The sequence below is a fragment of the Actinomadura sp. NPDC000600 genome, assembly GCF_040492135.1.
In the GTDB taxonomy this organism is placed as follows: domain Bacteria; phylum Actinomycetota; class Actinomycetes; order Streptosporangiales; family Streptosporangiaceae; genus Spirillospora.
In genome coordinates, this window is sequence record NZ_JBEUPD010000021.1 from 109,198 (window position 1) to 134,954 (window position 25,757).

The following is a 25,757-nucleotide window of genomic DNA, read 5'->3' on the forward strand; positions in this document are numbered from 1 at the left end:
CGGTCAGGCGGTCGGACGCAGGCCGGCGAGCATGATGTCGAGCGTCCGCCGGCGCAGGTCGGCGTCCCAGCCGCCCAGCAGGGCGCCCTGACACGCGCTGACCAGCAGGGCCATCACCTCGTCCAGACGAATTTCGGCGGCGACCGCGCCCGCCTCCTGACCGCGGGCGAGCAGTCCTCCCACCGCGCCGCTGAGCGATCCCAGCGGCCCGGTGATCGGAATCTCCATCCCCTCGCCCGCGAGCAGCCCGACCACCGTCCGGTTCGCCGCCGTCCGCTCCACGAGCCGCGCGAAGAACTCGAAGAGCGCGCTTGCCGGATCCCCGTGCGCCATGAGCTCGGCGGCGTCGTCCGTGACCTGCTGCAACAGCCGTTTCATCAACGCGCGCAGCAGGTCGGCCTTCGTCGGGAAGTGCCGGAACACGGTGCCGATCGCCACCCCCGCGCGCCGCGCCACCTCCTCCGTCGACGCCTCCGGCCCCGCGTCGGCGAACACCTCCTCCGCCGCCTCCAGGATCCGCTCCCGGTTGCGCAGCGCGTCCGCGCGCATCGGCCCGACCTCCCCTGGACAACATGAGTCTGGACTCATTATCGTCGCAATCATGAGTCACCACTCATCTTAGGAGGCGGACTCCATGCAAGCCACGCCGCGCGAGATGTTCCAGCGCATGCAGCAGCGCTGGCTAGGCCACCCGACGACGTTCATCGGGGATCTCCTAGCCGACGACGTCGTCATCGAGACCCCCTTCGCGCCACTCGGCCGACCGACGAGGTTCGAGGGCAGGCAGAGGTTCCTGGAGTTCGCCGAGCCCCAGCGGGCAGCGCTCCCCGTCCGGTTCGACGCCTGCCGCACCCTCGCCGTCCATGACACCGCCGACCCCAACACGATCGTGGTGGAGTACGAACTGACCGGCACGAACACCACCACGTCCAAGCAGTCCACCGCGACCTTCATCGGCGTCCTGACGATCCGCGACGCCCAGATAACCCTGTGGCGCGAATACCAGAACACCCTGGCCATAATCCAGGCCCTCACCTAGAACAAGCTGCGGGTGTCGCGGCGGGCGGGCGCGGGTCAGCCTCGGGCGGGCGCGGGTCAGCCTCGGGCGGGCGCGGGTCAGCCTCGGGCGGCGGTCAGCCTCGGGCGGGCGTGGGTCAGCCTCGGGCGGCGACGATTCGGGCGACGGTCCGTTCCAGGGCGTAGGCGGGGTCGGCGGCGCCGCCCTTGACCGCCTCGTCGGCCTCGGCGACGGCGGTCAGCGCCCGCGACCCCGTCCCGGACCAGTCGCGTGGTCGTCGAGGAGCGGCCGCGGCCGCGTGCGGGCCGGCGGCGTGCAGGGCGGCCGGGCTGGCGGGCGCCGCCGCCACCGTGCTCAGGGCGGTCGCCGCACCGAGGAGGACGATCGATATCGCTCGCTGATCGTCGGGCAAAGGACCGTCCCCCTCTGGTGCGTCGTGGCCGGCGTCCGGCGGTCCGGGTGGGCGCACGGGCCTGCCGCACTGGGGACCTTTGTCCCTAGAGGAGACGGTCCGCGGTGGGAAGGGGGAAGGTGAACGAGGAGGTGAGTCGGATGGGCCTGCCCCATCGGATGGCGGAGATGTTCCGGGTCAAGGCGAACACGGCACTGAACCGCGCCGAGGACCCGCGCGAGCTGCTGGACTACTCGTACGCGCTGCAGCGGGACCTGCTCTCCGACGTCCGCCGCAGCGTCGTGGACGTCGCGACCGCGCGGCGGCGCGCCGAGGAGCGGCGGGACGGGCTGCGGCGCTCGGCAGCCCACCTGCAGGAGCAGGCGGATAAGGTGCTCGCCGCGGGCCACGCCGACCTCGCCCGCGACGCGCTCGCCGAGCGCGCGAGGCTGCTGGAGCGGATCGACGGGCTGGACGACCGGATCGCCGCCCTGCGGGCCGAGGAGGAGCGGCTCACCGCCGCCGCCGGCCGTCTCCAGGCCAAGGTCGAGGCGTTCTCCCACGACAAGGAGGCGCTCAAGGCGCGCTACACGCTCGCGGAGGCGGAGACGTACGTGGACGAGACCGTGTCGGGGATCTCCGCCGACATGGCCGGAGAGGAGCGGGCGGAGGACAGGACGGCCGAGGCGCACGCCCGCGCCGAGGTCCTCGACGAGCTGCTCGAGACGGGGACGCTGCGCGATCCGCTGCTGGACATCGGACAGGAGCCCGTGCGGCCGGACCTCCAGGCCCGCCTGGACCGGGCCGTGACCGGGGCGGCGGTGGACGAGGAGCTCGACCGGATGAGGGCGCGGATGCAGGAGGAGCGCACCCAGCCGCCTACCGGCGATTAGACGGCTCGGGACCGGACGCCGGACGCGCAGGTGAGGGCACGTTTCGGGACCGGAAGCCGCGAGAAGGAAGCACTCAAAGGGGGATTAAGATGACAACAGCCCGCGAAGTAATGCATTTCGGTGTGGAATGTCTCGGCATCGAGGAGACGCTCGGCACGGCGGCGAAGCGGATGTCGGAACTCGACGTGGGGGCGATGCCCGTCTGCGAGAACAGCCGGCTCCGGGGGATCATCACCGACCGCGACATCGTCGTGAAGTGCGTCGCGAAGGGCGGCGACCCGAGCAAGGTCAAGGCCGGCGACCTCATCGGCGAGGCCCCGCTGTGGTGGGTCGAACCGGATACCGACGTCGACGAGGTGCTGCACCACATGGTCGAGCACAAGATCCGCCGGCTGCCCGTGCTGGACCACGAGGAGATCGTCGGGATCATCAGCCAGGCGGACCTCGCGGCCAAGCTGCCCGAGGAGAAGGCCCGCGAGCTCGTCGAGGCCATCTCCATCACCTCGCACTGACGCACCCAGCGGTGCCCTCGCGCCGGGCGCGGGGACACCGCGTTCCGTGCGGCCGGTCGCCGGGGCTAGGGCCGTACGCGACGCGGCGTCCCGGCCGCTGGAGGAGCCCCATGACCGAAGGCCGGCAAGCGCGGCCCGTCCTCGTCGGGTACGACGAGTCACGGTTGGCGAGCGCGCGCTGCGCTGGGCCGTGGACGAGGCCGGGCCCGGGGGCTACCGCTGATCGTCTGCCGCGCGTGCGACCGGTTCGAGCAGGATGCGGCGCCTCCCGTCCTTTCGGCGACTGCCACACCGGCGCCGTCCATGAGGCCGCCGACCCGAAGACGTCTCACGATCGCCGCTGATCACACCATCGGCCGGCGTGACCGTCCGTAATGTTCGGCGCTCCTAGCCAACCGGGTCAGCCCGGGCAGGCCAACCTCAGACGGAGCAACCTCGGGTGCGCCGACCCCGAGCGGTGGGCACGCCCTCAAGCGGAGCAGCCTCGGGCGACCGGGTCAGCCTCGGGCGGCGACGATTCGGGCGACGGTCCGTTCCAGGGCGTAGGCGGGGTCGGCGGCGCCGCCCTTGACCGCCTCGTCGGCCTCGGCGACGGCGGTCAGCGCGCGCGCGACCCCGTCTCCGGACCAGCCGCGGAGTTGCTTCTGCACCCGGTCGATCTTCCAGGGCGGCATGCCGAGGTCCTTGGCCAGCGCCGCGCCGCGCGCCCCCCGCGGCGCCCCGCCGACCTTCGCCAGCCCGCGCACGCCCTGGGCGAGCGCGCTGACGATCAGGACGGGCGCGACGCCCGTCGCGAGCGCCCAGCGGAGCTGTTCGAGGGCTTCGGCCAGCTGCCCCTCGATGGCCTTGTCCGCCACGGTGAACCCGCTGACCTCGGCGCGTCCCCGGTAGTAGCGGGCGATGGCCGCATCGTCGATCTTCCCGCCGGTGTCGGCGACGAGCTGGCTGCACGCGGCGGCCAGCTCACGCAGGTCGTTGCCGACGGCCTCGATCAGCCCCCGTGCGCCGTCCGCCGAGATCTTCCCGCCCGCCCTGCGGATCTCGTTCCGGACGAAGTCGACCCGCTCGCCGGCCTTGGTGACCTTCGGGCATGCGATCTTGCGCGCCTTGAGCTTGGTCAGCCCGTCAACGAGCGCCTTGCCCTTGGCGCCGCCGGGATGGACGGCGATGAGCACGGTGTCCTCCGCCGGGGCCTTGGCGTACCGCAGCACCTCGGCCGTCAGGTCCTTGCCCAGGTCCTGCGCCGACCGCAGCACGAGCACCTTCCCGCCGCCGAACAGCGACGGCGACGTCAGCTCCGAGATGCGGCCGGGCTCCAGCGCTCCGGGCGCCAGATCGATGACCTCGATCTCCGGGTCCCCCGCCCGCACGGACGCGACGACGTCCGCGACCGCCCGGTCCACGAGCAGCTCTTCATCACCGACGACCAGAATGATGGACTCAACCGACACACCAGCAGCATGCCACGCTCCCCCACCCCGCGCGCCCGCCCCACGACACGGACCTGGTGTGGGGTGAGGGGCTGGTTAGTGGCGGGGGACGGTGGTGAGGCCGGAGCGGGTGCGGGCTATGGCTATGTCGCCTTCCTTGTCGGTGCGGTGTATCTGGGTGCGGAGGCGGTGGAGGAGCGCCAGGGTGGCGGAGGACGGGTGGCCGTAGTCGTTGCGGGCGCCGACCGAGATCAGGGCGATGGCCGCGTGGGCGGCGGCCAGGAAGCCGGGGTCCTGGCTGCGTGAGCCGTGGTGCGGGACCTTGAGGACCTGGACGTGGGGGACGCTCGCCTCCAGGGCGCGTTGTGCCTCCAGTTCCACGTCGCCGGCCAGAAGGGCGCTGAATCCCGGTCGGCGGGCGACGAGGACCACGCTCGCGTTGTTGATCGCAGTGCCGTCGTCCTCGGGCGAGAGGGCGGGGCTCGTGGTCAGCGGGGCGAGGACGGAGAGGGTGAGGTCCCCCACTCGCCACTGCTGTCCGGGCTCGGCGGGGGCGGTGCGGAGGCCGGAGGTGCGACGCGCCTCGCGGCCCGAGGTGCGCGGAGTGATCAGGACCTGGTGGACGGTGCGGCCGTGGCGGACGCCGGAGATGCCGTTGATGTGGTCGGCGTGCGGGTGGGTCAGGACGAGGAGCGGGACGTCGGTGACGCCGAGGCGGTGGAGGCAGCGGTCCACCGGCGCGGGGTCGGGGCCCGTGTCCACGACGACCGCCTGGCCTGGGCCCGCGGCTAGTGCCAGGGCGTCTCCTTGGCCGACGTCGCAGGCGGCCAACTGCCATCCGGGTGGCGGCCACGGAGGGGCGATGACGCGCAGGGCGACGACCGCGATTAGGACGCCGGTCATGGCGGCGGCCGCGAGCAGGCGGAGGCGGCGGCTGCGCAGGATCAGGACCGCCGCCACCGCGCCCAGGAGGAGTGTGGACGCGCCCAGCGCGCCCCCTGCCCAGGGGATCGTCGCGTAGGGCACCGACGCGGCCGTCCGGGCGACCCAGATGATCCAGCCGACGGCCAGGCCGGCGGGCCGCACGATCAGGCGGGCGAGCGGCAGGGAGACGGGCGCGGTGACGGCGGCGAGCGCGCCCAGGAGGGTGGCGGGGGCGACGGCCGGGGCCGCGAGCAGGTTCGCGAACACCGAGACGACGCCGATCTCACCGGACAGCAGCACCAGGACGGGCGCGACGGCCACCTCGGCGGCGGCCGCGACGGCGAGGGCGTCCGCGAGCGGACCCGGCATCCGGCGGGCGAGCCGCTCGCGCCAGGGCGGGGCCAGGACGAGCAGGCCGGCCGTCGCGAGGACCGACAGGGCGAACCCGTAGGAGCGCGCCAGTTCCGGATCGATGAGGACCAGGAGGAGCACCGCCGCCGCCAGCGCGGGGAGCCCTTGGCGGCCGCGTCCGGTGAAGAGCGCCAGGAGGCCGATCAGGCCCATGACGGTCGCGCGGAGGACGCTCGGTTCCGGACGGGCCACGACGACGAACGCGCACACCGCGAGGACGGCGACGGGCGGGGCGCGGCGCCGTCCGAGGCCCGCGAGCCGGCACAGCCCGAGGACCGCCCCGACGACGATCGCCAGGTTCGCGCCGGAGACCACCAGGAGGTGGGTGAGCCCGGCGATGCGGAACTCCTCCGCGAGGGCCGGGTCGAGCCGCGAGGTGTCGCCGACGACCATGCCCGGCAGGACTCCGCGCCGGTCGGGCGGGAGCCGCGCCACCGCCGCTCGCAGCCGTGCCCGCACGTGTTCCGCGGCGCGCTGGACCGCGGACGGTGCCCCGAGCAGGGTGGGCGGCCCGCGGACGATCACGACCGCGGCCAGCAGACCGGGGCCCCTCGGTGGCACGAAGCGCCCGAGGAGCCGCACGCGCTGGCTCGGGATCGGCCGGAGCCAGCGCGGGTCCCCGGCGATCAGCAGGACCGGGACGCGGACCCGGGTCCGCCCGACGGCCTCCGCCCGGGCCCGAATGATGATCATCTGCCGCCCATTGCCGGGCCGCGCCTGCGGATCGCCGGTCACCACGGCCTCGGCCGTAGCGAACCGCCCGGCCCGGGCCATCTCCCGCACGGGCCCCGTGCCGACGGCCGTCGTCCGCAGCCCGACCCCGCAAGCGGACGCCGCAGCACACGCCAGGGCCGCCCCCGCAAGAAGCCGCCGCCCCCCACCCGCCTGCCGCACGCCCCCACCCCCCGGCCACCACGCAGGCAAGGGAACCCGGCTAAGAAACCGCGCGCACCAACCATCGTCTGGGTGGTGTGTGGGGGTGTTGCCGGGGTGCCTTGTGGGTTGTGGGGGCCGGTTCGGGGGTTCTTGGTGAGCGCTGGCCAGGGGGTGCGGTGGTTTGTGGGTTGTTAGGAGGTAGGCGGACGTGATGGCGGCGATGGCTGCGAGGGCGTAGGTCAGGGGCTGGGGGAGGCCTATGGTCGTGGCGGCGGCTAGCCAGGTGGCCAGGGCCGGGGCCAGGAGGCGGAGGTCGTGGGTCATACGCGGACCATCGGCTTCAGGTCGGCGAAGCGCCGGGCGCCGATGCCGCTGACCTCCTGGAGCTGCTCGACGGAGCGGAAGCCGCCGTGCTGGGTGCGGTAGGCGACGATGCGCTGGGCGAGGACGGGCCCGACGCCGGGGAGGTCGTCGAGTTGGTCGGGGGTCGCCGCGTTGAGGTCGACCGGAGTGCCGGGCGCCCCCGGCGCGGGCGAGGCCGCGCCGGCGGGCGGCGGTGGGGACGGCGACGGCGCGCGGACGCCGACCGGGATCTGCTCGCCGTCCACCAGCGGGCGGGCCAGGTTGAGGGTGCCGGTTTTCGCGCCCCGGCGCACCCCGCCCGCGGCCTTGATCGCCTCTGCGACCCGCGAGCCCGACGGCAGGGTGACCACGCCCGGGTGCTCGACCTTGCCGAGGACGTGGACGACCACCGAGGAGGACGCCGCCGGGGACGCCGCAGCCGCCGCCCCGGCTGAGATCGCGGGGCGCGGTTCGCTGACGGCCGCGTTCGCCGCCGGGGCCGCCGGCTGGGGGCGCGGCCGGGCGAGCCACAGGTAGCCGGCCGCCACCAGCGCGGCGAGCACACCGGCGAGGACCAGCATGCGGACGTGGGAGCGTTCGGGCGTCGCGCGCAACCGGGCCGCGGGCGGCGCGTCGGCCGGAGCGGCGGACGGCTTCCACCGGCCTGTGATCGCGTGCAGGCGGTCTTCCGTGTCGGGTCTCATGGCGCCCGACGTTAAGGAGGCCGGATGAGGGCGGGCACGCGGTTCGTCAATTGTGGATAACTCCGCGTCAGCGCCGCCGGGAGGCCGCGGCCGCGAGCACCAGGAGCGCGACCAGAAGGGCCGTGACGCGGGTCAGCGTTCCGGGCGAGGAGAGGTAGACCCCGCCGAAGACGGCGATCGCGAGGACGTTCGACAGCAGCGCGCCCGTGTTCGTCAGGGCGGAGACGGACGAGGCCTGGGCGGGCCCCACCGCACTGGTGATCCGATCGACCAGGGGGCTGAAGCCCGCCGCGTGCCCCAGCCCGGCGGTGTACAGGAGCGGTATCGACAGCAGCGCCGGCCAGCCGTCCCCGGTCAGCAGGGCCAGCGCCGACGCGGCGGCGGCGAAGGCCAGCAGGCCGAAAGCCGGAAGATTCGCCTTCATCCGCAGGGGCAGACGTGTCCATCCCAGCCCCGCCGTCGCGAAACCCGCCGTGTACGGGATGAAGGTGAGACCGGCGTGGAGCGGCGAGAAGCCGAGAACGTTCTGCAAGTAGAGCGCGAGCGTGAACAGGAAGCCGGTGTAGGCGCCCATCACCGCGCAGGACGCGAACAGGCCGGGTGCGACGAAGGGTCTGCGCAGCACCGAGAGGTCCAGCAGCGGTGACGCCGTCCTCAGCTCGTAGACGCAGAAGACGGCGAGCAGCGCGCACCCCACCGCCATGGACGGCCACGTCCACAGCGGCCAGTGCTGCTCCCTGCCCAGGACCAGGGGCACGACGAAGGCGATCATCCCGAGGGAGAGGAGCACCACGCCGAGCAGGTCCAGGCGGACGGGCTTCCTGTGCTCCGGCGGCATCAGGCGCGGCCCGATCACGAGAAGCGCGGCTCCGATGGGGACGTTGACGAGGAAGATGGGCCGCCAGCTGCCGCCGAGGGTCACGATGAGGCCCCCCGCCACCTGGCCCAGGGCGACCCCCAGCGCCAGGACCATGGAGTAGAGGCCGAGAGCGCGCGCCCTGGCAGGCCCCTCGAAGGCCAGCTGGATCAGCGACAGGATCTGCGGCAGCAGCAGCGCGGCCGACGCTCCCTGGAAGATCCTCGCCGCGACCAGGACGGTGCCGGTCGGCGCCAGTCCGCAGGCCAGCGACGACGCGGTGAAACCGAACAGCCCCAGGAAGAACATCGTGCGGTGGCCGTAGCCGTCGCCCAGCCGCGCGCCTGTGACCACGAGGACGGCCAAGGCGAAGATGTAGCCGCCCGTGATGAGTTGCAGCAGGGAGCCGGACGAGTGCAGCCCTTCCGCGATGTCGGGCATCGCCACCGCCACGATGGACCCGTCCATCGACACCATCGTCTGCCCGGTGAGCAGCACCGCGAGCAGCCATCGTTTGACCATTCCGCGAGTGTGCCGACCGCCCCGTACCAGCGCTTGAACATGTTTGCCCTGCGTACGATGGCGGGCATGCGCGAGTCGACCATCGTGGCGGAAACGGACGACTTCGCCGTCCACGCCGTGCGCTGCACCGGGCACCGGCCCGGCTGGTCGGAGCCTGAGCCGTTCGACGGCGACCAGATCGTCCTGGTGCGGGCGGGACGGTTCCGCATGCGTTCGCGCCACGGACGCGACGTCCTCGACCCCACCACGGGCTACACCCAGACCACCGGCGAGGAGGGCCAGTTCGCGCATCCCGCAGGCGGCGACGTGTGCACGGCCATCATGCTCTCCCCCGCCCTCTGGCGACGCCCGTCCGGGACTGTCAGGGTCAGCGCGCGCGCGGACCTCGCCCATCGCCTCCTACTGCGAGCCGGCCCCGACGTGGGATACGAGACTGCCGAGCGGCTCATGGACCTCCTCGCCCACCTGGCCGTGGACGAGCAGGGCGGCAGGCGCCGCGCCGTGGTCGACGAGGCGCGCGAGGCCATGGCGAGCGGCCATCCGCAGGCGGCCGGCCTGGTCCCGCTGGCGCGCCTCCTGGAGGTCTCCCCCTCCCACCTGAGCCGGACGTTCCGCAGCGAGACGGGCATGTCCGTCACCCGCTACCGGAACCGGATCCGGGTCGGGCGCGCCCTCGACCGCCTGGAGCAGGGCGAGCGGGATCTGGCGGGCCTGGCCGCCGACCTCGGTTTCGCCGACCACGCGCATCTCACTCGCACCATCAGGGCGGAGACCGGTCATCCGCCGACCGTCCTGCGCAGCCTCCTGCGCCCCTCAGGGCCCCGGGCGGCGGCAGGCGCGGGTCAGAGCTGGGGCGCCACGACGACGCCCAGCATGCCGGGGCCGACATGGGCGCCGATGACGGGGCCGACCTCGCCGACGTAGACGTCCTGGACGTGCGGGACGCGTTCACGGAGCCGGGCGGCCAGGGTCTCGGCGCGGGCGGCGGCGGCGAGGTGCTGGACGCCCAGGTCGACGCGCCGGTCACCTGCCTCGGTCACGGCCAGTTCCTCCAGCCGGCCCAGCGCCCGCGACGACGTGCGGACCTTCTCCAGCGGCGCGATGCCGCCGTCGGTGATCTCGAGGAGCGGTTTCACCATCAGCGCGGAGCCCCACAGGGTGGCGGCGGCGCCGATCCGGCCGCCCCGCCGCAGATGCTCCAGGGTGTCGACGTAGATGAGGGAGCGGGTGAGCCCGGCCCGCCGGACGGCGGCGGACACGGCCTCCTCCGCGGACCCGCCCCGCATCGCGACGGCCGCCGCGGAGAGGGCGGCGAATCCGAGGCCCATGCCGATGGTGCCGCTGTCGACGACCCGCACGGGCACGGGCGCGTCCTCCGCGGCGAGGCGCGCGGCCTCGACCGTCCCGGACATGCCCGAGGCCAGGTGCACGGAGACCACCGCACGCGCGCCCGAGGCGGCGGCGGCCTTGTAGGCGTCCGCGAACCGCCTGGGTGCGGGACGGGACGTGGTGACGGGACGCCATTCCTTCAGCGCCCGGGCGGCCTCGGCGGTGCTCATGTCGCCCTCGTCCCGCGTGGTGCCGCCGACGGCGATCTGCAGGGGGACGACGGTCAGCCCGTGCCGTTCGGCGAGCCCGGGGGGAAGGTAGGCGGTGGAATCGGTGACGACCGCGACCGCACCGCCACTGCCGCCCGCACTGCCCATGCCGGCGACCCTACCCGCCGCCGCGGGTTCCGCGTCAGGGCTGGACGGGCACGCCGCCGCGCCAGATGCGCAGGGCGCGGAGCCCGAACGCCCAGGCGAAGGCGCCCTCGTGGTCGGCGTCCCACAGGACGATGTCGGCGAGCATGCCCGGGGCGAGGGAGCCGCGGTCGCCGACGCGCAGCGCGGCGGCTCCGCCGAGGGTGGCGGCGCGCAGCGCCTCGGTCACGCTGAGCCCGAACATCGCGACCGACAGCCCGATGACGAGGGGCATGGACGTGATGCCGCACTGGCCGGGGTTGTGGTCGGTGCCGAGGGCGACGGTGACGCCGCGGTCGAGCATCTGCCGGACGGGCGCGGGGGCGCGGCTGCTGTTGAGGGAGCTGCCGGGGCAGACGGTGGCGGTGACGCCGGCGTGGGCGAGGGCCTTGATGTCGTCGTCGTTGGCCTGGGTGAGCAGGTCGGCGGACGCGCAGCCGACCTCGGCGGCGACCTGGGCGGCGCCGATGCGCTCGTTGGCGCAGGCGTGCATGCGGGCCTTGAGGCCGGCGCGCTTGCCGGTGAGCAGGAGGGCGCGGGCCTCCTCGGCGGTGAAGTGGCCCTCGTCGCAGTAGACGTCGATCGAGTCGGCCCCGGCGACGGCGGCGTCGCCGGCCCAGAGGCGGACGGCCTCGATGTAGTCGCGGCGGCGTCCGAAGAACTCGGGCGGCAGGATGTGTGCGGCGAGGAACGTGGCGTGGATGCGGGGCATGGAGGGCTCGCCCTCCAGCGACCGCAGCATCCGGATGTCGGCGAGCTCGCCGTCGCGGGTGAGGTGGTAGCCGGTCTTGGCCTCGACGGTGGTGGTCCCGGCGAGGATCCACTGGCGGAGCCGTTCGCGGACGCCGTTGCACAGCGTCCAGGGGTCGGTCCCCCGGGTGACGGTCACGGTGGAGTTGACGCCGCCGCCCGCCGCGGTGATGGCGGAGTGGGACGAGCCGCTGGTGCGCATGGCGAGTTCGGCCCAGCGGTTGCCCGCGTAGACGGGGTGGGAGTGCGCGTCGATGAGGCCGGGCGTGACGAGGCCGCCGCCGAGGTTCTCGACGTGGTCGACGTCGACGATGTCGTCGATGATGCCGGGGACGCTCTGCGGGAGGTCGGAGGCGGGCCCGGCCCAGACGACGCGGTCGTCGTGGATGAGAACCGCGGCGTTGCTGCAGACGTCGGTGCCCGTCCAGAGCCTGCCGATGTTCGTCAACAGCCGTACCGTCATAGGGTCACCGACCTGGATGGGGCCGTGCGCACGCGTGCGCGCTGCAGGATGCGGGGCGGAGGTGCGGGCCGCGGGCCCTCGTGTCGGCGTTCGGACCTGCCATGGTTGGGCCACCTGCTCTCGATCCGAAACGCCGGCTGGGTGCCGGCGGCTCCACCTGTGGAGGGTCGGGTGACCGGGGGGCCACCACTGGCAACGAGACCGGAGATATCGGTTTCGTCACGGTAGTGCACCGAAGGCCCGTCCGACAACCTCTGATCGCAGCGCATCGACACCCATCACCCCGCCCTTGGCTCTTCGACGGTACGGATTTCAACCGCATCGTCAAGCGGAATGGACAAGCTGTCACCGTTCGGGGACCAGGACGCCCCTTCGGACGATCACGAAGCGGCCGAACGACCGGTCCAAAACCCGCCGGGCCCTCGGAAGGGCCCGGCGGGGACAGGAGTTCAGGCCGTCGGGGAGACGGTCTCGTACCGTGCGAGTTCGCCCGCGAGGTCGGCGGGCATCCGGGCGTGCATGACGGTGCCCTCGGCGACGTGCTCCTGCTTGAGCACCTCTCCGCGCTCGTGGACGCGCGCGACGAGGTCTCCGCGCTCGTAGGGCACGAGGACGTGCAGTTCGCTCTCCAGGCCCGGCAGGTCGGCCTCGATCGCGGCGCGCAGCTCCTCGATGCCGAACCCGGTGCGGGCGGACACCACGACGCTGTGCGGCTCGCGGCGCTGCAGGCGCGCGATCGCCAGCTCGTCGGCCGCGTCCGCCTTGTTGATCACGATGATCTCCGGGATGCGGTCGGCGCCGATCTCGCGCAGCACCTCGCGGACGGCGTCGATCTGCGCCTCGGGGTCGGCGTCGGAGCCGTCCACGACGTGCAGGACGAGCCCCGCGTCCGTGACCTCCTCCAGCGTCGAGCGGAACGCCTCGACGAGCTGGTGCGGCAGGTGCCGGACGAACCCGACCGTGTCGGCCAGCGTGTAGGCGCGGCCGCCCGGCGTCTCGGCGCGCCGGACGGTGGGGTCGAGGGTGGCGAACAGCGCGTTCTCCACCAGCACCCCGGCGCCGGTGAGCCGGTTGAGCAGGGACGACTTGCCCGCGTTGGTGTAGCCGGCGATGGCGACGGCGGGCACCCGGTGGCGGCGCCGCTCGCCGCGCTTGGTGTCGCGCGACTTGGACATCTCGGCGATCTGCCGGCGCAGCTTGGCCATCCGGGTGCGGATCCGCCGCCGGTCCAGCTCGATCTTGGTCTCGCCGGGCCCGCGGCCGCCGATGCCGACGCCGCCCGCGGCGCGCCCGCCGACCTGCCGGGACAGGTTGCCGCCCCAGCCGCGCAGCCGCGGCAGCAGGTAGTCGAGCTGCGCGAGCTCGACCTGCGCCTTGCCCTCGCGGCTCTTGGCGTGCTGGGCGAAGATGTCCAGGATCAGCGCGGTCCGGTCGATCACCTTGACCTGGACGGTCTCCTCCAGGTGGCGCAGCTGGCTCGGGGCCAGCTCGCCGTCGCAGATGACGGTGTCCGCGCCGGTGGAGATCACGATGTCGCGCAGCTCCGCGGCCTTGCCGGAGCCGATGTAGGTCGCCGGGTCGGGGCGGGTCCGGCGCTGGACGAGCCCTTCGAGCACCTGCGAGCCCGCGGTCTCGGCGAGCAGCGCCAGCTCGCGCAGGGAGTTCTCGGCCTCCTGGGCCGTCCCCTCCGTCCAGACGCCCACCAGGACGACCCGCTCCAGCCGGAGGGCGCGGTACTCGACCTCGGTGACGTCGGTGAGTTCGGTGGACAGGCCCGCGACGCGGCGCAGTGCCCGCCTGTCTTCGAGATCGAGTTCGCCCGTCAGGGGCTCGTACTCGAGCTCCTCCTGGATCCGGGCCTGGTCTGCAGAGAAAGGTTCAGTCATATGTCCTCGTAGAACGCCGCTTCGCGGCCGTATCTTCCCCGCGATCGTCTCACGCACCCTCCCCAGCGGTCACGTGGTTATCACCCGGTTTCCCCTTGGGTTGACGCAAGCGCGCGCGGGGAGGTCTGCAAGGAACCCTGCTTTGACCGGTCTCCGTACCGGCGAGTACCGTTCTCCACGTAACAGAAGTCGAATTTCGCTATACGAAAGGGCAGGCAGATGGCTGGACTGGAAGGCATCGAGGTCACCGGACCCCTCGGCGAGCGGTACGAGGAGATCCTGACCCCCGACGCGCTCGGCCTGCTCGCCGCCCTGCAGCGCGAGTTGGGCGCCCGCCGCAAGGAGCTGCTGGGGACGCGCGCCGAGCGGCAGCGCAAGCTGTCCGCGGGCGGCACCCTCGACTTCCTGCCCGAGACCGCCGGCGTCCGCGGCGACGACTCGTGGCGCGTCGCCGAGCCCGCGCCCGGCCTCGAGGACCGCCGCGTCGAGATCACCGGCCCCACGGACCGGAAGATGACGATCAACGCGCTGAACTCGGGCGCCAAGGTGTGGCTGGCCGACTTCGAGGACGCCAACACCCCGCTGTGGAACAACATGATCGAGGGGCAGCTCAACCTGCGGGACGCCCTCGACCGCACCATCGACTTCACCGACGCCAAGAGCGGCAAGTCCTACGCGCTGAAGGACGACGGGGAGCTCGCGACGATCGTCGTCCGGCCGCGCGGCTGGCACATGGAGGAGAAGCACCTCCTCGTCGACGGCGAGCCCATGTCCGGGTCGCTGTTCGACTTCGGCCTCTACTTCTTCCACTGCGCCCGCAGGCAGCTGGCCAAGGGCAAGGGCCCCTACTTCTACCTGCCGAAGATGGAGAGCCACCTCGAGGCGCGGCTCTGGAACGACGCGTTCAACCTCGCCCAGGACGCCCTGGAGGTCCCGCGCGGCACCATCCGCGCGACCGTGCTGATCGAGACGATCCCGGCCGCGTTCGAGATGGAGGAGATCCTCTACGAGCTGCGCGACCACTCCGCCGGCCTGAACGCGGGCCGCTGGGACTACCTCTTCTCGGTGATCAAGAAGTTCCGGGACCGGGGCGCCGACTTCGTGCTGCCCGAGCGCAACGCGATCACGATGACCGCGCCGTTCATGCGGGCCTACACCGAGCTGCTCGTCCGGACGTGCCACAAGCGCGGCGCGCACGCGATCGGCGGCATGGCGGCGTTCATCCCGTCCCGCCGCGACGAGGAGGTCAACCGGGTCGCGCTGGAGAAGGTCCGCGCCGACAAGACCCGCGAGTCCGGGGACGGCTTCGACGGCTCCTGGGTCGCCCACCCCGACCTCGTCCCGGTCTGCCGCGAGGTGTTCGACGGCGTGCTCGGCGACAAGCCGAACCAGCGCGACCGGCTCCGCGAGGACGTCCACGTCTCCGCCGCCGACCTGCTCAACGTCAAGGCCACCCCCGGCGAGATCACCGAGGCGGGCCTGCGCAACAACATCGACGTGGCGCTGCGCTACCTCGCCACCTGGCTGGACGGCGCCGGCGCGGTCGCGATCCACAACCTGATGGAGGACGCCGCCACCGCGGAGATCTCCCGCTCCCAGGTGTGGCAGTGGATCTACAACGGCGTCGCCACCGCCGAGGGCCAGAAGATCACCAAGGAGTGGGTGGAGCAGCTCCTGGACGAGGAGCTCGCCAAGATCCGCGAGGACCTGGGCCAGGCCTACAACGAGCCCCGCTACAACCAGGCCGTGAAGCTCTTCAAGGAGGTCACGCTGGCCGACGAGTACTCCGAGTTCCTCACCACCCCGGCCTACCAGCAGTTCCCGTAAGGGGCCGGGCTCCGGCCGGCAGTCCGTAGGGGGCGGCGGGCCGTCCGGGAAACGGTTTCCGGACGGCCCGGCGCCCCTTGCGACGGGCTCGCGTGCGAGGGATCGTGGAAGGGATGGAGACCATGCTCACGGCGCTCGCGCCCAGGCTGGAGGCGCTGCTCGGGGCCGACCGGGTGATCACCGATCCGGTGCGGCTGCGCACCTACGAGTGCGACGGCCTGACCAACCACCGGTCCACGCCCGGCGTCGTCGTGCTGCCCGACACGGCCGAGCAGATCGCCGCGATCGTGCGGGAGTGCGCGGCCGCCGGGATCCCCTACGTGGCGCGCGGTTCCGGGACCGGCCTGTCGGGCGGCGCGCTCCCCCGCACGGACGGCGTGCTGATCGTCACGTCCCGGATGAACCGGATCCTGGAGATCGACGTCCCGGGGCAGCGGGCCGTGGTGGAGCCCGGCGTGATCAACCTGGACGTGACGCGGGCCGTCCGCCCGTACGGGTACTACTTCGCGCCCGACCCCTCCAGCCAGCAGATCTGCTCGGTCGGCGGGAACGTCGCGGAGAACTCCGGCGGCGCGCACTGCCTGAAGTACGGGTTCACCGCGCACCACGTGCTGGCCTGCGAGGTCGTCACCCCGGACGGCGAGCTCGTGGAGCTCACGGCGGACGGGCCCGGCTACGACCTGCTCGGCGTGTTCGTCGGCGCGGAGGGCACGCTCGGCATCACCACCAAGATCACGGTGCGGCTGACGCGGGTCCCCGAGACCGTGCAGACGCTGCTGGCCGCGTTCGGGTCGATCGAGGCGGGCGGCGCCGCGGTGTCGGCGATCATCGGCGCGGGGGTCCTCCCGGCGGCGATCGAGATGATGGACGCCCTCGCGATCGAGGCGGCCGAGGCGGCGGTGCGCTGCGAGTACCCGCCGGGCGCCGGCGCGGTGCTGATCGTGGAGCTGGACGGCCCGGAGGCCGAGGTCGCCGCGCAGTTCGCCGAGGTGGAGCGGCTGTGCCGGGACGCGGGCGCCTTCGAGATCCGCATCGCCGACGACGACGTGCAGCGGGCGCTGATCTGGAAGGGGCGCAAGTCGGCGTTCGCGGCCGTGGGCCGGATCAGCCCGGCCTACCTCGTCCAGGACGGCGTCATCCCCCGGACGGTCCTCCCCGACGTCCTGGCCCGGATCGACGCCCTGTCGGCCGAGTCGGGCGTGCGGGTCGCGAACGTGTTCCACGCCGGGGACGGCAACCTGCACCCGCTGGTGCTGTTCGACGACGCCGAACCGGGCGCGGAGGCGCGCGCCGAGGAGGTGTCGGGCGCGATCCTCGACCTGTGCATCGAGCACGGCGGCTCCATCACGGGCGAGCACGGCGTCGGCGTGGACAAGGCCCGCTACATGCCGCGCATGTTCACCGACGCCGACCTGGACACGATGCAGATGGTCCGCTGCGGCTTCGACCCCGCGGGGCTGTGCAACCCGGGCAAGGTCTTCCCCACGCCGCGGCTGTGCGGCGAGGTGCCCGGCAAGCGCAAGGGCCCGCACCCGTACGAGGGAAAGGCGGACATCTTCTGATGCGGCCCCTGGACGCCCTGGCGAAGGTCTGCGGCGACGTCCGGCCCGGCGAGCCCGCGGAAGGCGTGCTCGGCGTGGAGCCCGCGATCGTCGCGGCGCCGAAGAACCTGGCCGAGGCCGCCGACGTCATGCGCGTGGCCGCCGAGAAGGGGCTTGCCGTCGTCCCGCGCGGGGCCGAGACCCGGCTGGACTGGGGGCTGCCTCCGGAGCGCTGCGACCTGATCGTCGACACCCACCGGCTCGGCCGGCTCGTCGAGCACACGGCCGGGGACCTCGTCGCCAAGGCGGAGGCCGGGCTCGCGATGGAGGAGTTCGCCGAGCGGCTGGCGGAGCGGGGGCAGCGGCTCGCGCTCGACGTGCCGCTGCCGGGCTCGACCGTCGGCGGGACGGTCGCCACGGGCGCGGCCGGCCCCCTGCGCACCCTGTACGGGACGCCCAGGAACCTGGTCATCGGGCTCACGGTCGTCCGGGCGGACGGGCAGGTCGCGCGGTCGGGCGGCAAGGTCGTCAAGAACGTCGCCGGGTACGACCTGGGGCGCCTCTTCTGCGGCTCCTACGGGACGCTGGGCCTGATCGTGGAGGCCACGTTCCGCCTGCATCCGGTCCCCGCCGCGACGGCGTACGTGACCTGCGCCGTGGACGGGCCCGAGGACGCGCACGACGCGGTCCAGACCGTCCTCCACTCCCCTGTCGCGCCGAGTGCGGTCGAGTACATCAGCCCAGGGACGGTGGCGGTGTTCCTGGAGGGCGTTCCCGACGGTGTCGCCGCGCGCGCTCGGCAGACCGCGGAGCTCCTCGGCGAGAAGGCCGAGATCTCCGACACCGCACCCGATGGGTGGGGCGTCTACCCGGACGGCACCACCCTCATCGACATCGGCGCCCCGCCGCCATCCCTCCGCGACGTCCTCACCGTGCTCGGGCCGGGGGCCGCCGCCACCTGGAGCGGCAGCGGGCAAGGCCACGTGGGCCTTCCCGCGGAGTCCGGCCCCAACGAGGTGGCCGACGTCCTCGGCCGCCTACGCGACGTGCTGAGGAAGCACCGCGGGCACGCCGTCGTCCGCTACGCGCCGCAAGAGGTGCGCGGCGAGATCGACCTGTGGGGGCCGGTTCCCGCGCTGGCGCTGATGCGGCGGGTGAAGGACCAGTTCGACCCGGATCACCGGCTGTCCCCCGGCCGCTTCGTGGGAGGGATCTGATGAGCGCACAGGACGACCTCCCGGACCTGCTCAGCGACTGCGTGCACTGCGGGTTCTGCCTTCCGACGTGCCCGACGTACGTGCTCTGGGGCGAGGAGATGGACTCTCCCCGGGGCCGCATCCATCTGATGCAGCAGCACGCGGACGGCGAACCGCTCAGCGGACCGATGGTCGAGCACTTCGACCGGTGCCTGGGGTGTATGGCCTGCGTGACGTCCTGCCCGTCCGGGGTGCAGTACGACCGTCTCATCGAGACGACCCGGGCCGACGTCGAGCGGGAGCACCCCCGCCCGGTGAAGGAGCGCGTCATACGGGAGATGGTCTTCCAACTCTTCCCGTACAAGCGCAGGCTCCGCGCCCTGCGCGGGCCCCTCCGCGCGTACCAGCGGTCGGGTCTGGAACGGCTCGTGCGGCGCACCGGCATCCTGGAGCGCATCTCGCCGTCCCTCGCCGCGATGGAGCGGCTGGCCCCGCCCCTCGGCAGGGCGCCGAGGCTGCCCGAGCGCGTCGCCGCACGCGGGGAGCGCCGCGCCACGGTCGGGATGCTGACCGGATGCGTCCAGAGCGAGTTCTTCCCCGGCGTCAACGCCGCCACGGCCCGGGTCCTGGCGATGGAGGGCTGCGACGTCGTCATCCCCCGGGGGCAGGGGTGCTGCGGGGCGCTGTCCATGCACTCCGGGCGCGAGGACGAGGCCCGCGCCTTCGCCCGCCGGACGGTCGAGACGTTCGAGGCCGTCGACGTCATCGTGGTGAACTCCGCCGGATGCGGGTCCGCGATGAAGGAGTACCGGGCGCTGCTCGCCGACGACCCGGAATGGTCCGCTCGGGCGGAGGCGCTCTCCGCCAAGACCCGGGACCTCGCCGAGTACCTGGTGGAACTCGGGCCCCGCGCGGAACGGCGGCCACTTCCGGTCACGATCGCCTACCACGACGCCTGCCACCTCGCCCACGCCCAGGGCATCCGGCTCCAGCCCCGCGAACTGCTGGCCGCGATCCCCCAGCTCACCGTCCGGGAGATCGCCGAACCCGACATCTGCTGCGGTTCCGCCGGGACCTATAACCTGTTCCAGCCGGAGGCCGCCGGAGAACTCGGCGACCGGAAGGCGGTGAACGTGGACGCCACCGGAGCCGAACTGCTCGTCGCCGCCAACCCGGGCTGCTCGATGCAGATCGCCACAGCGCTGCGCCGGCGCGGCGCCGGCATCGCCGTCGCGCACACCGCGCAGGTGCTGGACGCCTCCCTGCGGGGACTCGGCCGCGACGCCCTTATCGCGCGCGGTTCGTAGCCCACAGGTCAGGACCGCCGCCGATCCGGCTGTCCGGTATCGTGGCCTGCCCGCCGTGGGAAGGACACGCCGACCGAGCTGGAGAGGGCCCGAGGGAGCGACCATGGCCAACAGCCGCCAGCCGTACCGCTCGCACCGCCGCAGGAAGAAGAGCCAGGCAGGAAGGCTCGGCCTCGCGGGGGCCGTCACCGGCGCCGTCGGGATCGCCGCGGTGGCCGGCGTGATCGTGTTCCTGCGGCCGGGCACGGGCGGCGGGGACCCCGCCCCGCCCGTCCTCGCGAGCCAGGGCGACGGCGGGGGCGGCTCGTCCGTGCCCGCTCCGAAGGCCGGCCCGCCGGTCGGCTTCACGACGCCGGAGGGCTACGGCTACAGCCTCGCCGCCGTCATGGCGGGGACGTCACGGCAGCCGCTCGGCGCCACGCAGGCCCCGCCGGAGGGGACGACCTACGCCTACGCCGACTACATCCTCACCAACAGCCAGCGGCGGCCCGTCCTGCTGGACTTCCCCGCCGACCTGTTCATGCCGAAGTCGCAGGTCCCGTCGTCGGCGCAGGAGCGGTGCATGCCGCAGGCCGGCATCCCGGACGACATGTGCACCCTCCCCAACCACAGCACGATCACCGCGCGGGTGGGCGGGTCCAAGGCACCTGTCGAGGACGGCGGCGACACGATGATGCCGGCGGGCGCCTCCTACGTGGTCCGCATCGCCTCCGACCTCCCGGTCAAGGAGGACCTCTCCGCCGACGACCTGCGCCTGTACGTGTGGAACGCCCGCTTCACCAGCGACCGCAAGGGCGTCCAGCTCGCCTTCCCCTGACCTGAACGGATCCGGAAGCCTCACCGCTTCCTGAAGCCGATGTCCTGGTAGGCGAGGTCAACGAAGCCGCCCGCCCCCACGTTGGCGAGGTCCGCGCGCACGGCGACGAGCTGGGGGCGCTGGAACAGCGGGAGGACCGACGCCTGGCGCCAGATGAGCCGGTCGGCCCTGTTCACCAGGACGTGGACCCTGCCCGGGTCGACCTCCGCGATGGCCTGGTCCATCGCCGCGTCGATGGCGGCGCTGCCGATCCGGGAGTAGTTCTGCTGGACGCTGCGTCCGTGAGGCCGGGCGAACACCGCCTTCATCTCCGAAGCGGGGAACGAGGTGCCGAGCCAGGAGAACGGGACGATGTCCATGTTCCCCGGCGTGACGTACCGCTCGAAGACGTCGTCGGCGGGAACGACCTGGATGTCCACTCGGACGCCTATGCGTTCGAGCAGCGCGCGCGTCAGCTCCCCCTCCCGCCTGCTGATCGGGACCCCCGACGGCACGACGAACCGCAGCGCGAGCGTGCGTCCCGCCTTGGCGCGGTACTTGCCGTGGGGCTTCCAGCCCGCCTCGTCCAGGAGCCGCCCGGCCCGCGCGGGGTCGTAGCCGCCGAACTCGCTGGAGTTGTCCTGGTAGCCGGCCTGGGTGCCGACGTAGAAATGGTTGCCGAGCGGCTGGACCGGCACGCCGAGACCGGACAGGTCGGACCGCGCGATGGCGCGCCGGTCGATGCCGAGCGTCACCGCCCGCCGTACCCGGGCGTCCGACAGGATGGGCCCGGCCGCGTTGAAGGTGAAGTTCCGCCAGTCCGGCCCGCCCGCCCTCCGGACGACGGCGCCGGGGACGTGCCGGACGCGCTGCAGCGCATCAGCGTCGAGGCCGACGTCCATCAGGTCGATCTCTTTGTTGGCGAACGCGCCGGGCATCGCGCTGGTGTCCATGGCGCGGTAAACGATCCGGTCGAGTTTCGCGGGCGCACCCCACCACGCCGGGTCCCGCACCAGGGTGAGCGTCTTGGCAGTCCGGTCGATCCGCTGGCATCTGAACGGTCCGGCCGTGACGGGTATGCGGTCCGTCCATGCGGTGTTGAACGCGCGTGGGCTGGAGTAGGCGGAAGCCGGATACAGAGGGCTGAACAGGCCGCGCCAGTCCGCGTAGGTATGGGCGAACGTCACCTTGACGACGTGCTCGTCAGCGCCGCGTTCGACGCGCTTGATCTGCTGGTAGCCGGTGACGGCGGAGACCTCGTAGCGGGGGTCGCGTCCAGACAGGGCATGGGCCTGCGCCCGGAAGTCGGCGTACCCGATGGGCCTGCCGTCCGACCACCTGGCGCGCGGGTTGAGCCTGTAGGTGACGGTCTGGCCGTGCCGGGTCCGCTTCAAGGTGGCCGATTCCAGATACTCCGGAACGGGGCGCGGGACGGCCTTCTCATCGGCGCGCATCAGATACGGCATGACGGCCTGGATGACGTGCTCGACCGCGCCCTTGGCGCCGTTGACATGGCCCGAGTTCCACTGGGACGGGAATTCGGGCAGGGGCCAGCGCAGCGTCCCGCCGCCGGAGACACGGTCACGCGAGGTCGGGTTGATGTCCGCCGCAGGCAGGCGCCCAGGTGTGCCCGGCGTCGACGCTTCAGGGGCCGTGCATCCGGTGCCGTTCAGGAGCGCGATCCCCAGGAGGACCGCGGCGAGGAGATGTCTCATCGTTCGGCCTTCGCCGGGACGAGCGGGTGATGGCAGGCGGCGGAGTGGTCCGCGCCTATGGCACGCGGCATCGGATCGTGGTCTTCGCATAGGTGTTTGTCGTCGGGGGTGAGCGTGGCGTGGTGCGGGCAGCGGGTCCGGAACCGGCAGCCCAAGGCAATGCCCATGGGCCTGGGATCGGACGGGTCATCGTGCAGAAGGAAGCGGGTACGTCGGTCTCGTTCTGGATCGGGTGAAGGGATCGCGTCCAGCAGCGCCCGCGTGTACGGGTGGGCGGGAGCGCCGTACACATCGGGCACCGACCCGATCTCCACGACGCGGCCCCTGTGCATGACCGCGACCCGGTCGGCGAAGCCCCGGACCAGGGCGAGGTCGTGGGTGACGAACAGGCACGCCAGGCCGAGGCGTTCCCGGAGCCCCTCCAGCAGCTCCATGACGCCCGCCTGTACGGCGGCGTCCAACGCCGACACGGGCTCGTCCAAGAGCAGAAGGCGGGGCTCCAGTGCGAGCGCTCTGGCCAGGGCCACGCGCTGCCTCTGCCCGCCTGAGAGCGCATGGGGGAAGCGCCGTGCATGACCGGGTTCCAAGCCCACCATCGCCAGAAACTCCTCCACGCGCCCGCCGATCGGCATGCGGTGCGCTGTGAGCGGTTCGGCGAGGATGTCGGCCACCCGCATCCGAGGGTTCAGCGAGGCGTACGGGTCCTGGAACACCACCTGGACGTCCTTGCGCAGGGCCTTGCGGTGGGCGGTGCGCAAGGCGGCCGTGTCGTGGCCGAAGACGATGACGCGCCCCTCCTGCGGGCGGGTCAGCCGCAGGACCTCCATCAGCGTCGTGGTCTTGCCGGATCCTGACTCCCCGACAAGCGCGAGCGTCTCCCCCTCGCGGACGTCGAAGCTCACGCCGTCCACGGCCCGCACCTCGCCGACCCGCCGCCGCGTCAGCGTCCCTCTGGTGAGGGGGTAGTGACGGGCCAGGCCCTCCACCCGGAGCACGACCGGACGCCCGGTGCGGGGCCGAGAGACATCGCCTGGGCGCGGCGTCGAGCGCAGCAGGCCGCGCGTGTACGGCGATTGAGGCCGCCGGTGGACCTCCTCCACCGTTCCCGCCTCGACCACCCGTCCCTCGCGCATGACCATCACGCGGTCGGCGAACCCGGCGACGACGCCGGGATCATGGCTGATCAGCACGACGGCGGCGCCGCTCGCCTCCCGGGCCGCCCGCAGGACGTCCAGCACCCGCGCCTGGACGGTCGCGTCCAGAGCCGCGGTGGGCTCGTCCGCCACGATCGCCACCGGGTCGTGGGCGAGGGCCATGGCGATCATCACGCGCTGCCGCATTCCGCCGGAGAGCTCATGCGGGTAGGCGCGGGCCCGGCGGGCCGCGTCGGGCATGCCGACCAGTTCGAGCAGGTCGACGGCACGTGATCGCGCCGCCGCGCGGCCCGCCGCCGAATGGACCCGGACGGCTTCGGCGATCTGGTCGCCCACCTTCTGGACGGGTGAAAGGGCCGACAGCGGATCCTGGAAGACCATCGCCAGGTCCTTGCCGCGCACCCGGGAGAGTTCGGCGTCGGTCCGTCCCAGCAGTTCCGCACCGCGCAGCCGCACGCTCCCGGCCACGTGGGCCCCTTCTGGCAGCAGGCCCGTCAGGGCGAGGGCCAGCGCGGTCTTGCCGGCTCCCGACTCGCCGACGATCCCGAGCGCCTCCCCCTCCTCGACGGCGAAGCCCACCCCGCGGACGGCTCGGGCGCCGGAGGCGTGGCGGACGGTCAGGTCCGCGACCCGCAGGACGGTCAACGCCCCGCCTCCGGGTGGAGAGCGTCCCGCAGCCCGTCCCCGACCAGGTTCACCGCGACGACGATCAGGACGAGCAGCCCGGCGGCGAACCCGAACGCCCAGGGAAGCGCGGTCGCCCCGCCCCGGCCGTCGGCGATCACCGAGCCGAGCGAGACGTCCGGCGGCCGCACCCCGAACCCGAGGTAGGACAGCCCGCTCTCGGCGACGACCGCGACGCTGACGTTCAGGCTCGCGTCGACGGCCAGCAGGGACGCCAGATGGGGCAGCACATGCCGCGCGATCACGCGCGGCGCGCCCAGGCCGAGGTACCGGGCGGCCAGCACGTGCTCGCGCTCCCGCAGCGAGAGCGTCGCGGCCCGCACCACGCGGGCGGTGAGCATCCACATGAACGCGGCCAGCAGCGGCACGAGCACCGGCCATCCCCCGGCGGCCCTGGACGCCAGGACGGTGACGACGAGCAGGGACGGGAGCACCAGGAGCAGGTCGGCGCCCCACATCAGCATCCGGTCGGCGGCGCCGCCCAGGAACCCGGCCGCCGTCCCCGCGACGGCGGCGAATCCGGTCGCCAGCACCGCGGCGCATAACCCGACCGACAGCGAGTTCCACGCCCCGCGCAGGGTGAGCGAGAAGACGTCCCGCCCGCTCTGGGTCGTGCCGAGCCAGTGCTCTCCGGAAGGCCCCTGCCGGAAGGCCGCGAAGTCCGTCTCGTCCCACCCCCACGGTGACGCGAGCGGCCCCGCGAACGCCAGCAGGACCAGGAGCACTAGCAGGACGCCCCCGGCCACCGCACGCCGTCCGCCGGTCATGGCAGGACCCCCGCGCGGACGCGGGGGTCCAGCGCGGCGGTCAGGACGTCGGACGCGAGAGCCGCCAGCAGGACGGCGCAGGCGGCGAGGCAGTCGATGGCGGCCACCGCGTTGACGTCACCGCGGGAGATGGAGTCGACGAGCCACTCCCCCAGGCCGTGCCACCCGAAGGCGGTCTCGGTGAAGACCCCGCCGAGGAGCACAAGGCCCGCCGTGTAGGCGAAGTAGGTCGTCATCGGGACGAGCGCGGTCCGGAGCCCGTGCCGCAGCAGCGCGCTGCGCCGCCGGAGGCCCTTGGCCCGCGCGGTGCGCACGTGGTCGGCATGCAGCACGTCCAGCATCAGGCCCCGCTGGTAGCGGGCGTAGAGAGCGGACTGGCACAGCGCGATCGCGGCCGTGGGCAGCAGCAGGTGGCGTGCTCGATCCGCAAGGCTCCACAGCGCGCCGTGAGACGCCCCCGGCGTCGATTCGCCCACCCAGGCGAACACCCGCAAGCCCATGGCGTCGTTGGCTTCTTCAGCGAGGATCTGTAAGAGCACCGCCAGGACGAACACGGGAACCGCCAGCAGCAGGTAGGAGCCGCTCGAGATGAGCCTGTCGGCCGCCCGACCATGCCGGACGGCGGCGTAGGCGCCGAGAGCGACCCCTATCGCGGCTCCCAAAACGGCTCCTGGAAGAACCAGGCGCAGGCTGACACCGAGACGGCGCCAGAGTTCGGCGTTGACCGGTTCGCCCTCCCACGTCCGGCCGAAGTCGCCGCGCAAGACGCCCCCGGCCCAAGTGAGGTAGCGCTCGGCCAGGGGTGTCCGGTCATCGAGGTTGAGGGCGTCCAGCCTGGCGTCGATGACGGCCTCCGGCGGACGGAGCGCGCCGCCTTCGAGAGCGGCCCGCGGATCGAGCGCCGCGGCGGCGAGCAGGTAGCCGAGGCTGGCGGCGAGCACGGCCAGCACCGCATGGCTCGCCAGCCGCCGGACCACGAACACCGCCACCGTCTCGCCCTCCGCACCACTCAAGTGTCACAGAATGCTATTGAGCGAGTACGGATCGCGC

Annotated in this window: 22 protein-coding genes; 9 read left to right on the top strand and 13 right to left on the bottom strand. The window is 73.0% G+C overall.

Annotated features, from left to right (window positions below; all coding sequences use genetic code 11):
* Nucleotides 1-3 precede the first annotated feature (3 nt).
* Nucleotides 4-549, bottom strand: coding sequence for a TetR/AcrR family transcriptional regulator (locus tag ABWI07_RS27825; protein ID WP_235036584.1), 546 nt, complete (start codon nt 547-549; stop codon nt 4-6).
* An 85-nt stretch (nt 550-634) separates the two neighbouring features.
* On the opposite strand from ABWI07_RS27825, the gene ABWI07_RS27830 reads away from it, so the two are divergent.
* A complete protein-coding gene (locus ABWI07_RS27830) occupies nt 635-1,039 on the top strand; it encodes a nuclear transport factor 2 family protein (RefSeq protein ID WP_149257623.1) in 405 nt (134 codons plus the stop codon).
* 115 nt (nt 1,040-1,154) lie between these two features.
* Here the strand turns inward: ABWI07_RS27830 and ABWI07_RS27835 are convergent, their stop codons facing one another.
* Nucleotides 1,155-1,430, bottom strand: a complete 276-nt coding sequence (locus ABWI07_RS27835) for a hypothetical protein (protein WP_353820262.1) — start codon at nt 1,428-1,430, stop codon at nt 1,155-1,157.
* A 140-nt stretch (nt 1,431-1,570) separates the two neighbouring features.
* Here ABWI07_RS27835 and ABWI07_RS27840 point away from each other — a divergent pair, with 140 nt between their 5' ends.
* Both ABWI07_RS27840 and ABWI07_RS27845 read left to right on the top strand, forming a co-directional pair.
* Nucleotides 1,571-2,302: a PspA/IM30 family protein gene (locus ABWI07_RS27840; protein ID WP_353820263.1), complete on the top strand. Its 732-nt coding sequence runs from the start codon at nt 1,571-1,573 to the stop codon at nt 2,300-2,302.
* An 89-nt stretch (nt 2,303-2,391) separates the two neighbouring features.
* Nucleotides 2,392-2,814 (top strand): CBS domain-containing protein, encoded by a 423-nt coding sequence (locus ABWI07_RS27845; RefSeq protein WP_149257625.1) that lies wholly within the window; start codon nt 2,392-2,394, stop codon nt 2,812-2,814.
* Nucleotides 2,815-3,311: 497 nt separating this feature from the next.
* On the opposite strand, the gene holA is transcribed toward ABWI07_RS27845, so the two are convergent.
* The 4 genes from holA to ABWI07_RS27865 all read right to left on the bottom strand — a co-directional run bounded on the left by holA (nt 3,312) and on the right by ABWI07_RS27865 (nt 8,879).
* Entirely contained in the window at nt 3,312-4,265 is a 954-nt protein-coding gene (gene holA, locus ABWI07_RS27850; RefSeq protein ID WP_149257626.1) for a DNA polymerase III subunit delta, read from the bottom strand.
* Nucleotides 4,266-4,340: 75 nt separating this feature from the next.
* The gene (locus ABWI07_RS27855) at nt 4,341-6,272 is read right to left on the bottom strand and encodes a ComEC/Rec2 family competence protein (protein WP_353820264.1); all 1,932 of its coding nucleotides are present in this window, start codon (nt 6,270-6,272) and stop codon (nt 4,341-4,343) included.
* 503 nt (nt 6,273-6,775) lie between these two features.
* Nucleotides 6,776-7,501, bottom strand: a complete 726-nt coding sequence (locus tag ABWI07_RS27860) for a ComEA family DNA-binding protein (RefSeq protein ID WP_353820265.1) — start codon at nt 7,499-7,501, stop codon at nt 6,776-6,778.
* A gap of 67 nt (nt 7,502-7,568) precedes the next feature.
* Nucleotides 7,569-8,879, bottom strand: a complete 1,311-nt coding sequence (locus ABWI07_RS27865) for an MFS transporter (RefSeq protein ID WP_353820267.1) — start codon at nt 8,877-8,879, stop codon at nt 7,569-7,571.
* Between the two features lie 66 nt (nt 8,880-8,945).
* Between ABWI07_RS27865 and ABWI07_RS27870 the strand changes: the two genes are divergently transcribed.
* Nucleotides 8,946-9,803 carry a helix-turn-helix domain-containing protein gene (locus ABWI07_RS27870; RefSeq protein WP_353820268.1) on the top strand — a complete coding sequence of 286 codons (858 nt, stop codon included), beginning with the start codon at nt 8,946-8,948 and terminating at the stop codon, nt 9,801-9,803.
* On the opposite strand, the gene ABWI07_RS27875 is transcribed toward ABWI07_RS27870, so the two are convergent.
* The 3 genes from ABWI07_RS27875 to hflX all read right to left on the bottom strand — a co-directional run bounded on the left by ABWI07_RS27875 (nt 9,722) and on the right by hflX (nt 13,720).
* Complete coding sequence (locus ABWI07_RS27875; protein ID WP_149257630.1) at nt 9,722-10,585, bottom strand: DegV family protein; 864 nt, start codon at nt 10,583-10,585, stop codon at nt 9,722-9,724. The two genes, ABWI07_RS27870 and ABWI07_RS27875, sit on opposite strands and share 82 nt — an antisense overlap.
* A 34-nt stretch (nt 10,586-10,619) precedes the next feature.
* The gene (gene hutI / locus ABWI07_RS27880; protein WP_141577361.1) at nt 10,620-11,834 is read right to left on the bottom strand and encodes an imidazolonepropionase; all 1,215 of its coding nucleotides are present in this window, start codon (nt 11,832-11,834) and stop codon (nt 10,620-10,622) included.
* Nucleotides 11,835-12,283: 449 nt separating this feature from the next.
* Nucleotides 12,284-13,720, bottom strand: a complete 1,437-nt coding sequence (gene hflX, locus ABWI07_RS27885; RefSeq protein ID WP_353820269.1) for a GTPase HflX — start codon at nt 13,718-13,720, stop codon at nt 12,284-12,286.
* Nucleotides 13,721-13,939: 219 nt separating this feature from the next.
* Between hflX and aceB the strand changes: the two genes are divergently transcribed.
* The 5 genes from aceB to ABWI07_RS27910 all read left to right on the top strand — a co-directional run bounded on the left by aceB (nt 13,940) and on the right by ABWI07_RS27910 (nt 20,408).
* Nucleotides 13,940-15,547, top strand: a complete 1,608-nt coding sequence (gene aceB, locus ABWI07_RS27890) for a malate synthase A (RefSeq protein WP_353820270.1) — start codon at nt 13,940-13,942, stop codon at nt 15,545-15,547.
* 113 nt (nt 15,548-15,660) lie between these two features.
* Nucleotides 15,661-17,109, top strand: a complete 1,449-nt coding sequence (locus tag ABWI07_RS27895; RefSeq protein ID WP_353820271.1) for an FAD-linked oxidase C-terminal domain-containing protein — start codon at nt 15,661-15,663, stop codon at nt 17,107-17,109.
* Complete coding sequence (locus tag ABWI07_RS27900; protein ID WP_149257634.1) at nt 17,109-18,305, top strand: FAD-binding oxidoreductase; 1,197 nt, start codon at nt 17,109-17,111, stop codon at nt 18,303-18,305. Before ABWI07_RS27895 ends, ABWI07_RS27900 begins: the two co-directional genes overlap by 1 nt.
* Nucleotides 18,305-19,591, top strand: coding sequence for a (Fe-S)-binding protein (locus ABWI07_RS27905; protein WP_149257635.1), 1,287 nt, complete (start codon nt 18,305-18,307; stop codon nt 19,589-19,591). Before ABWI07_RS27900 ends, ABWI07_RS27905 begins: the two co-directional genes overlap by 1 nt.
* A gap of 103 nt (nt 19,592-19,694) precedes the next feature.
* On the top strand, nt 19,695-20,408 hold the full coding sequence (locus tag ABWI07_RS27910) for a hypothetical protein (RefSeq protein ID WP_353820272.1): 714 nt from the start codon (nt 19,695-19,697) through the stop codon (nt 20,406-20,408).
* Between the two features lie 20 nt (nt 20,409-20,428).
* Here the strand turns inward: ABWI07_RS27910 and ABWI07_RS27915 are convergent, their stop codons facing one another.
* Genes ABWI07_RS27915 through ABWI07_RS27930 form a run of 4 tightly spaced genes read right to left on the bottom strand, consistent with a single transcriptional unit; the run spans nt 20,429 to nt 25,720 of the window.
* Nucleotides 20,429-22,102: an ABC transporter family substrate-binding protein gene (locus ABWI07_RS27915; RefSeq protein ID WP_353820273.1), complete on the bottom strand. Its 1,674-nt coding sequence runs from the start codon at nt 22,100-22,102 to the stop codon at nt 20,429-20,431.
* Nucleotides 22,099-23,901: a dipeptide ABC transporter ATP-binding protein gene (locus ABWI07_RS27920; protein ID WP_353820274.1), complete on the bottom strand. Its 1,803-nt coding sequence runs from the start codon at nt 23,899-23,901 to the stop codon at nt 22,099-22,101. The genes ABWI07_RS27915 and ABWI07_RS27920 overlap by 4 nt, the downstream gene beginning before the upstream one ends.
* Complete coding sequence (locus ABWI07_RS27925) at nt 23,898-24,707, bottom strand: ABC transporter permease (RefSeq protein ID WP_353820275.1); 810 nt, start codon at nt 24,705-24,707, stop codon at nt 23,898-23,900. Before ABWI07_RS27925 ends, ABWI07_RS27920 begins: the two co-directional genes overlap by 4 nt.
* Complete coding sequence (locus ABWI07_RS27930; protein ID WP_353820276.1) at nt 24,704-25,720, bottom strand: ABC transporter permease; 1,017 nt, start codon at nt 25,718-25,720, stop codon at nt 24,704-24,706. The genes ABWI07_RS27925 and ABWI07_RS27930 overlap by 4 nt, the downstream gene beginning before the upstream one ends.
* Nucleotides 25,721-25,757 lie beyond the last annotated feature (37 nt).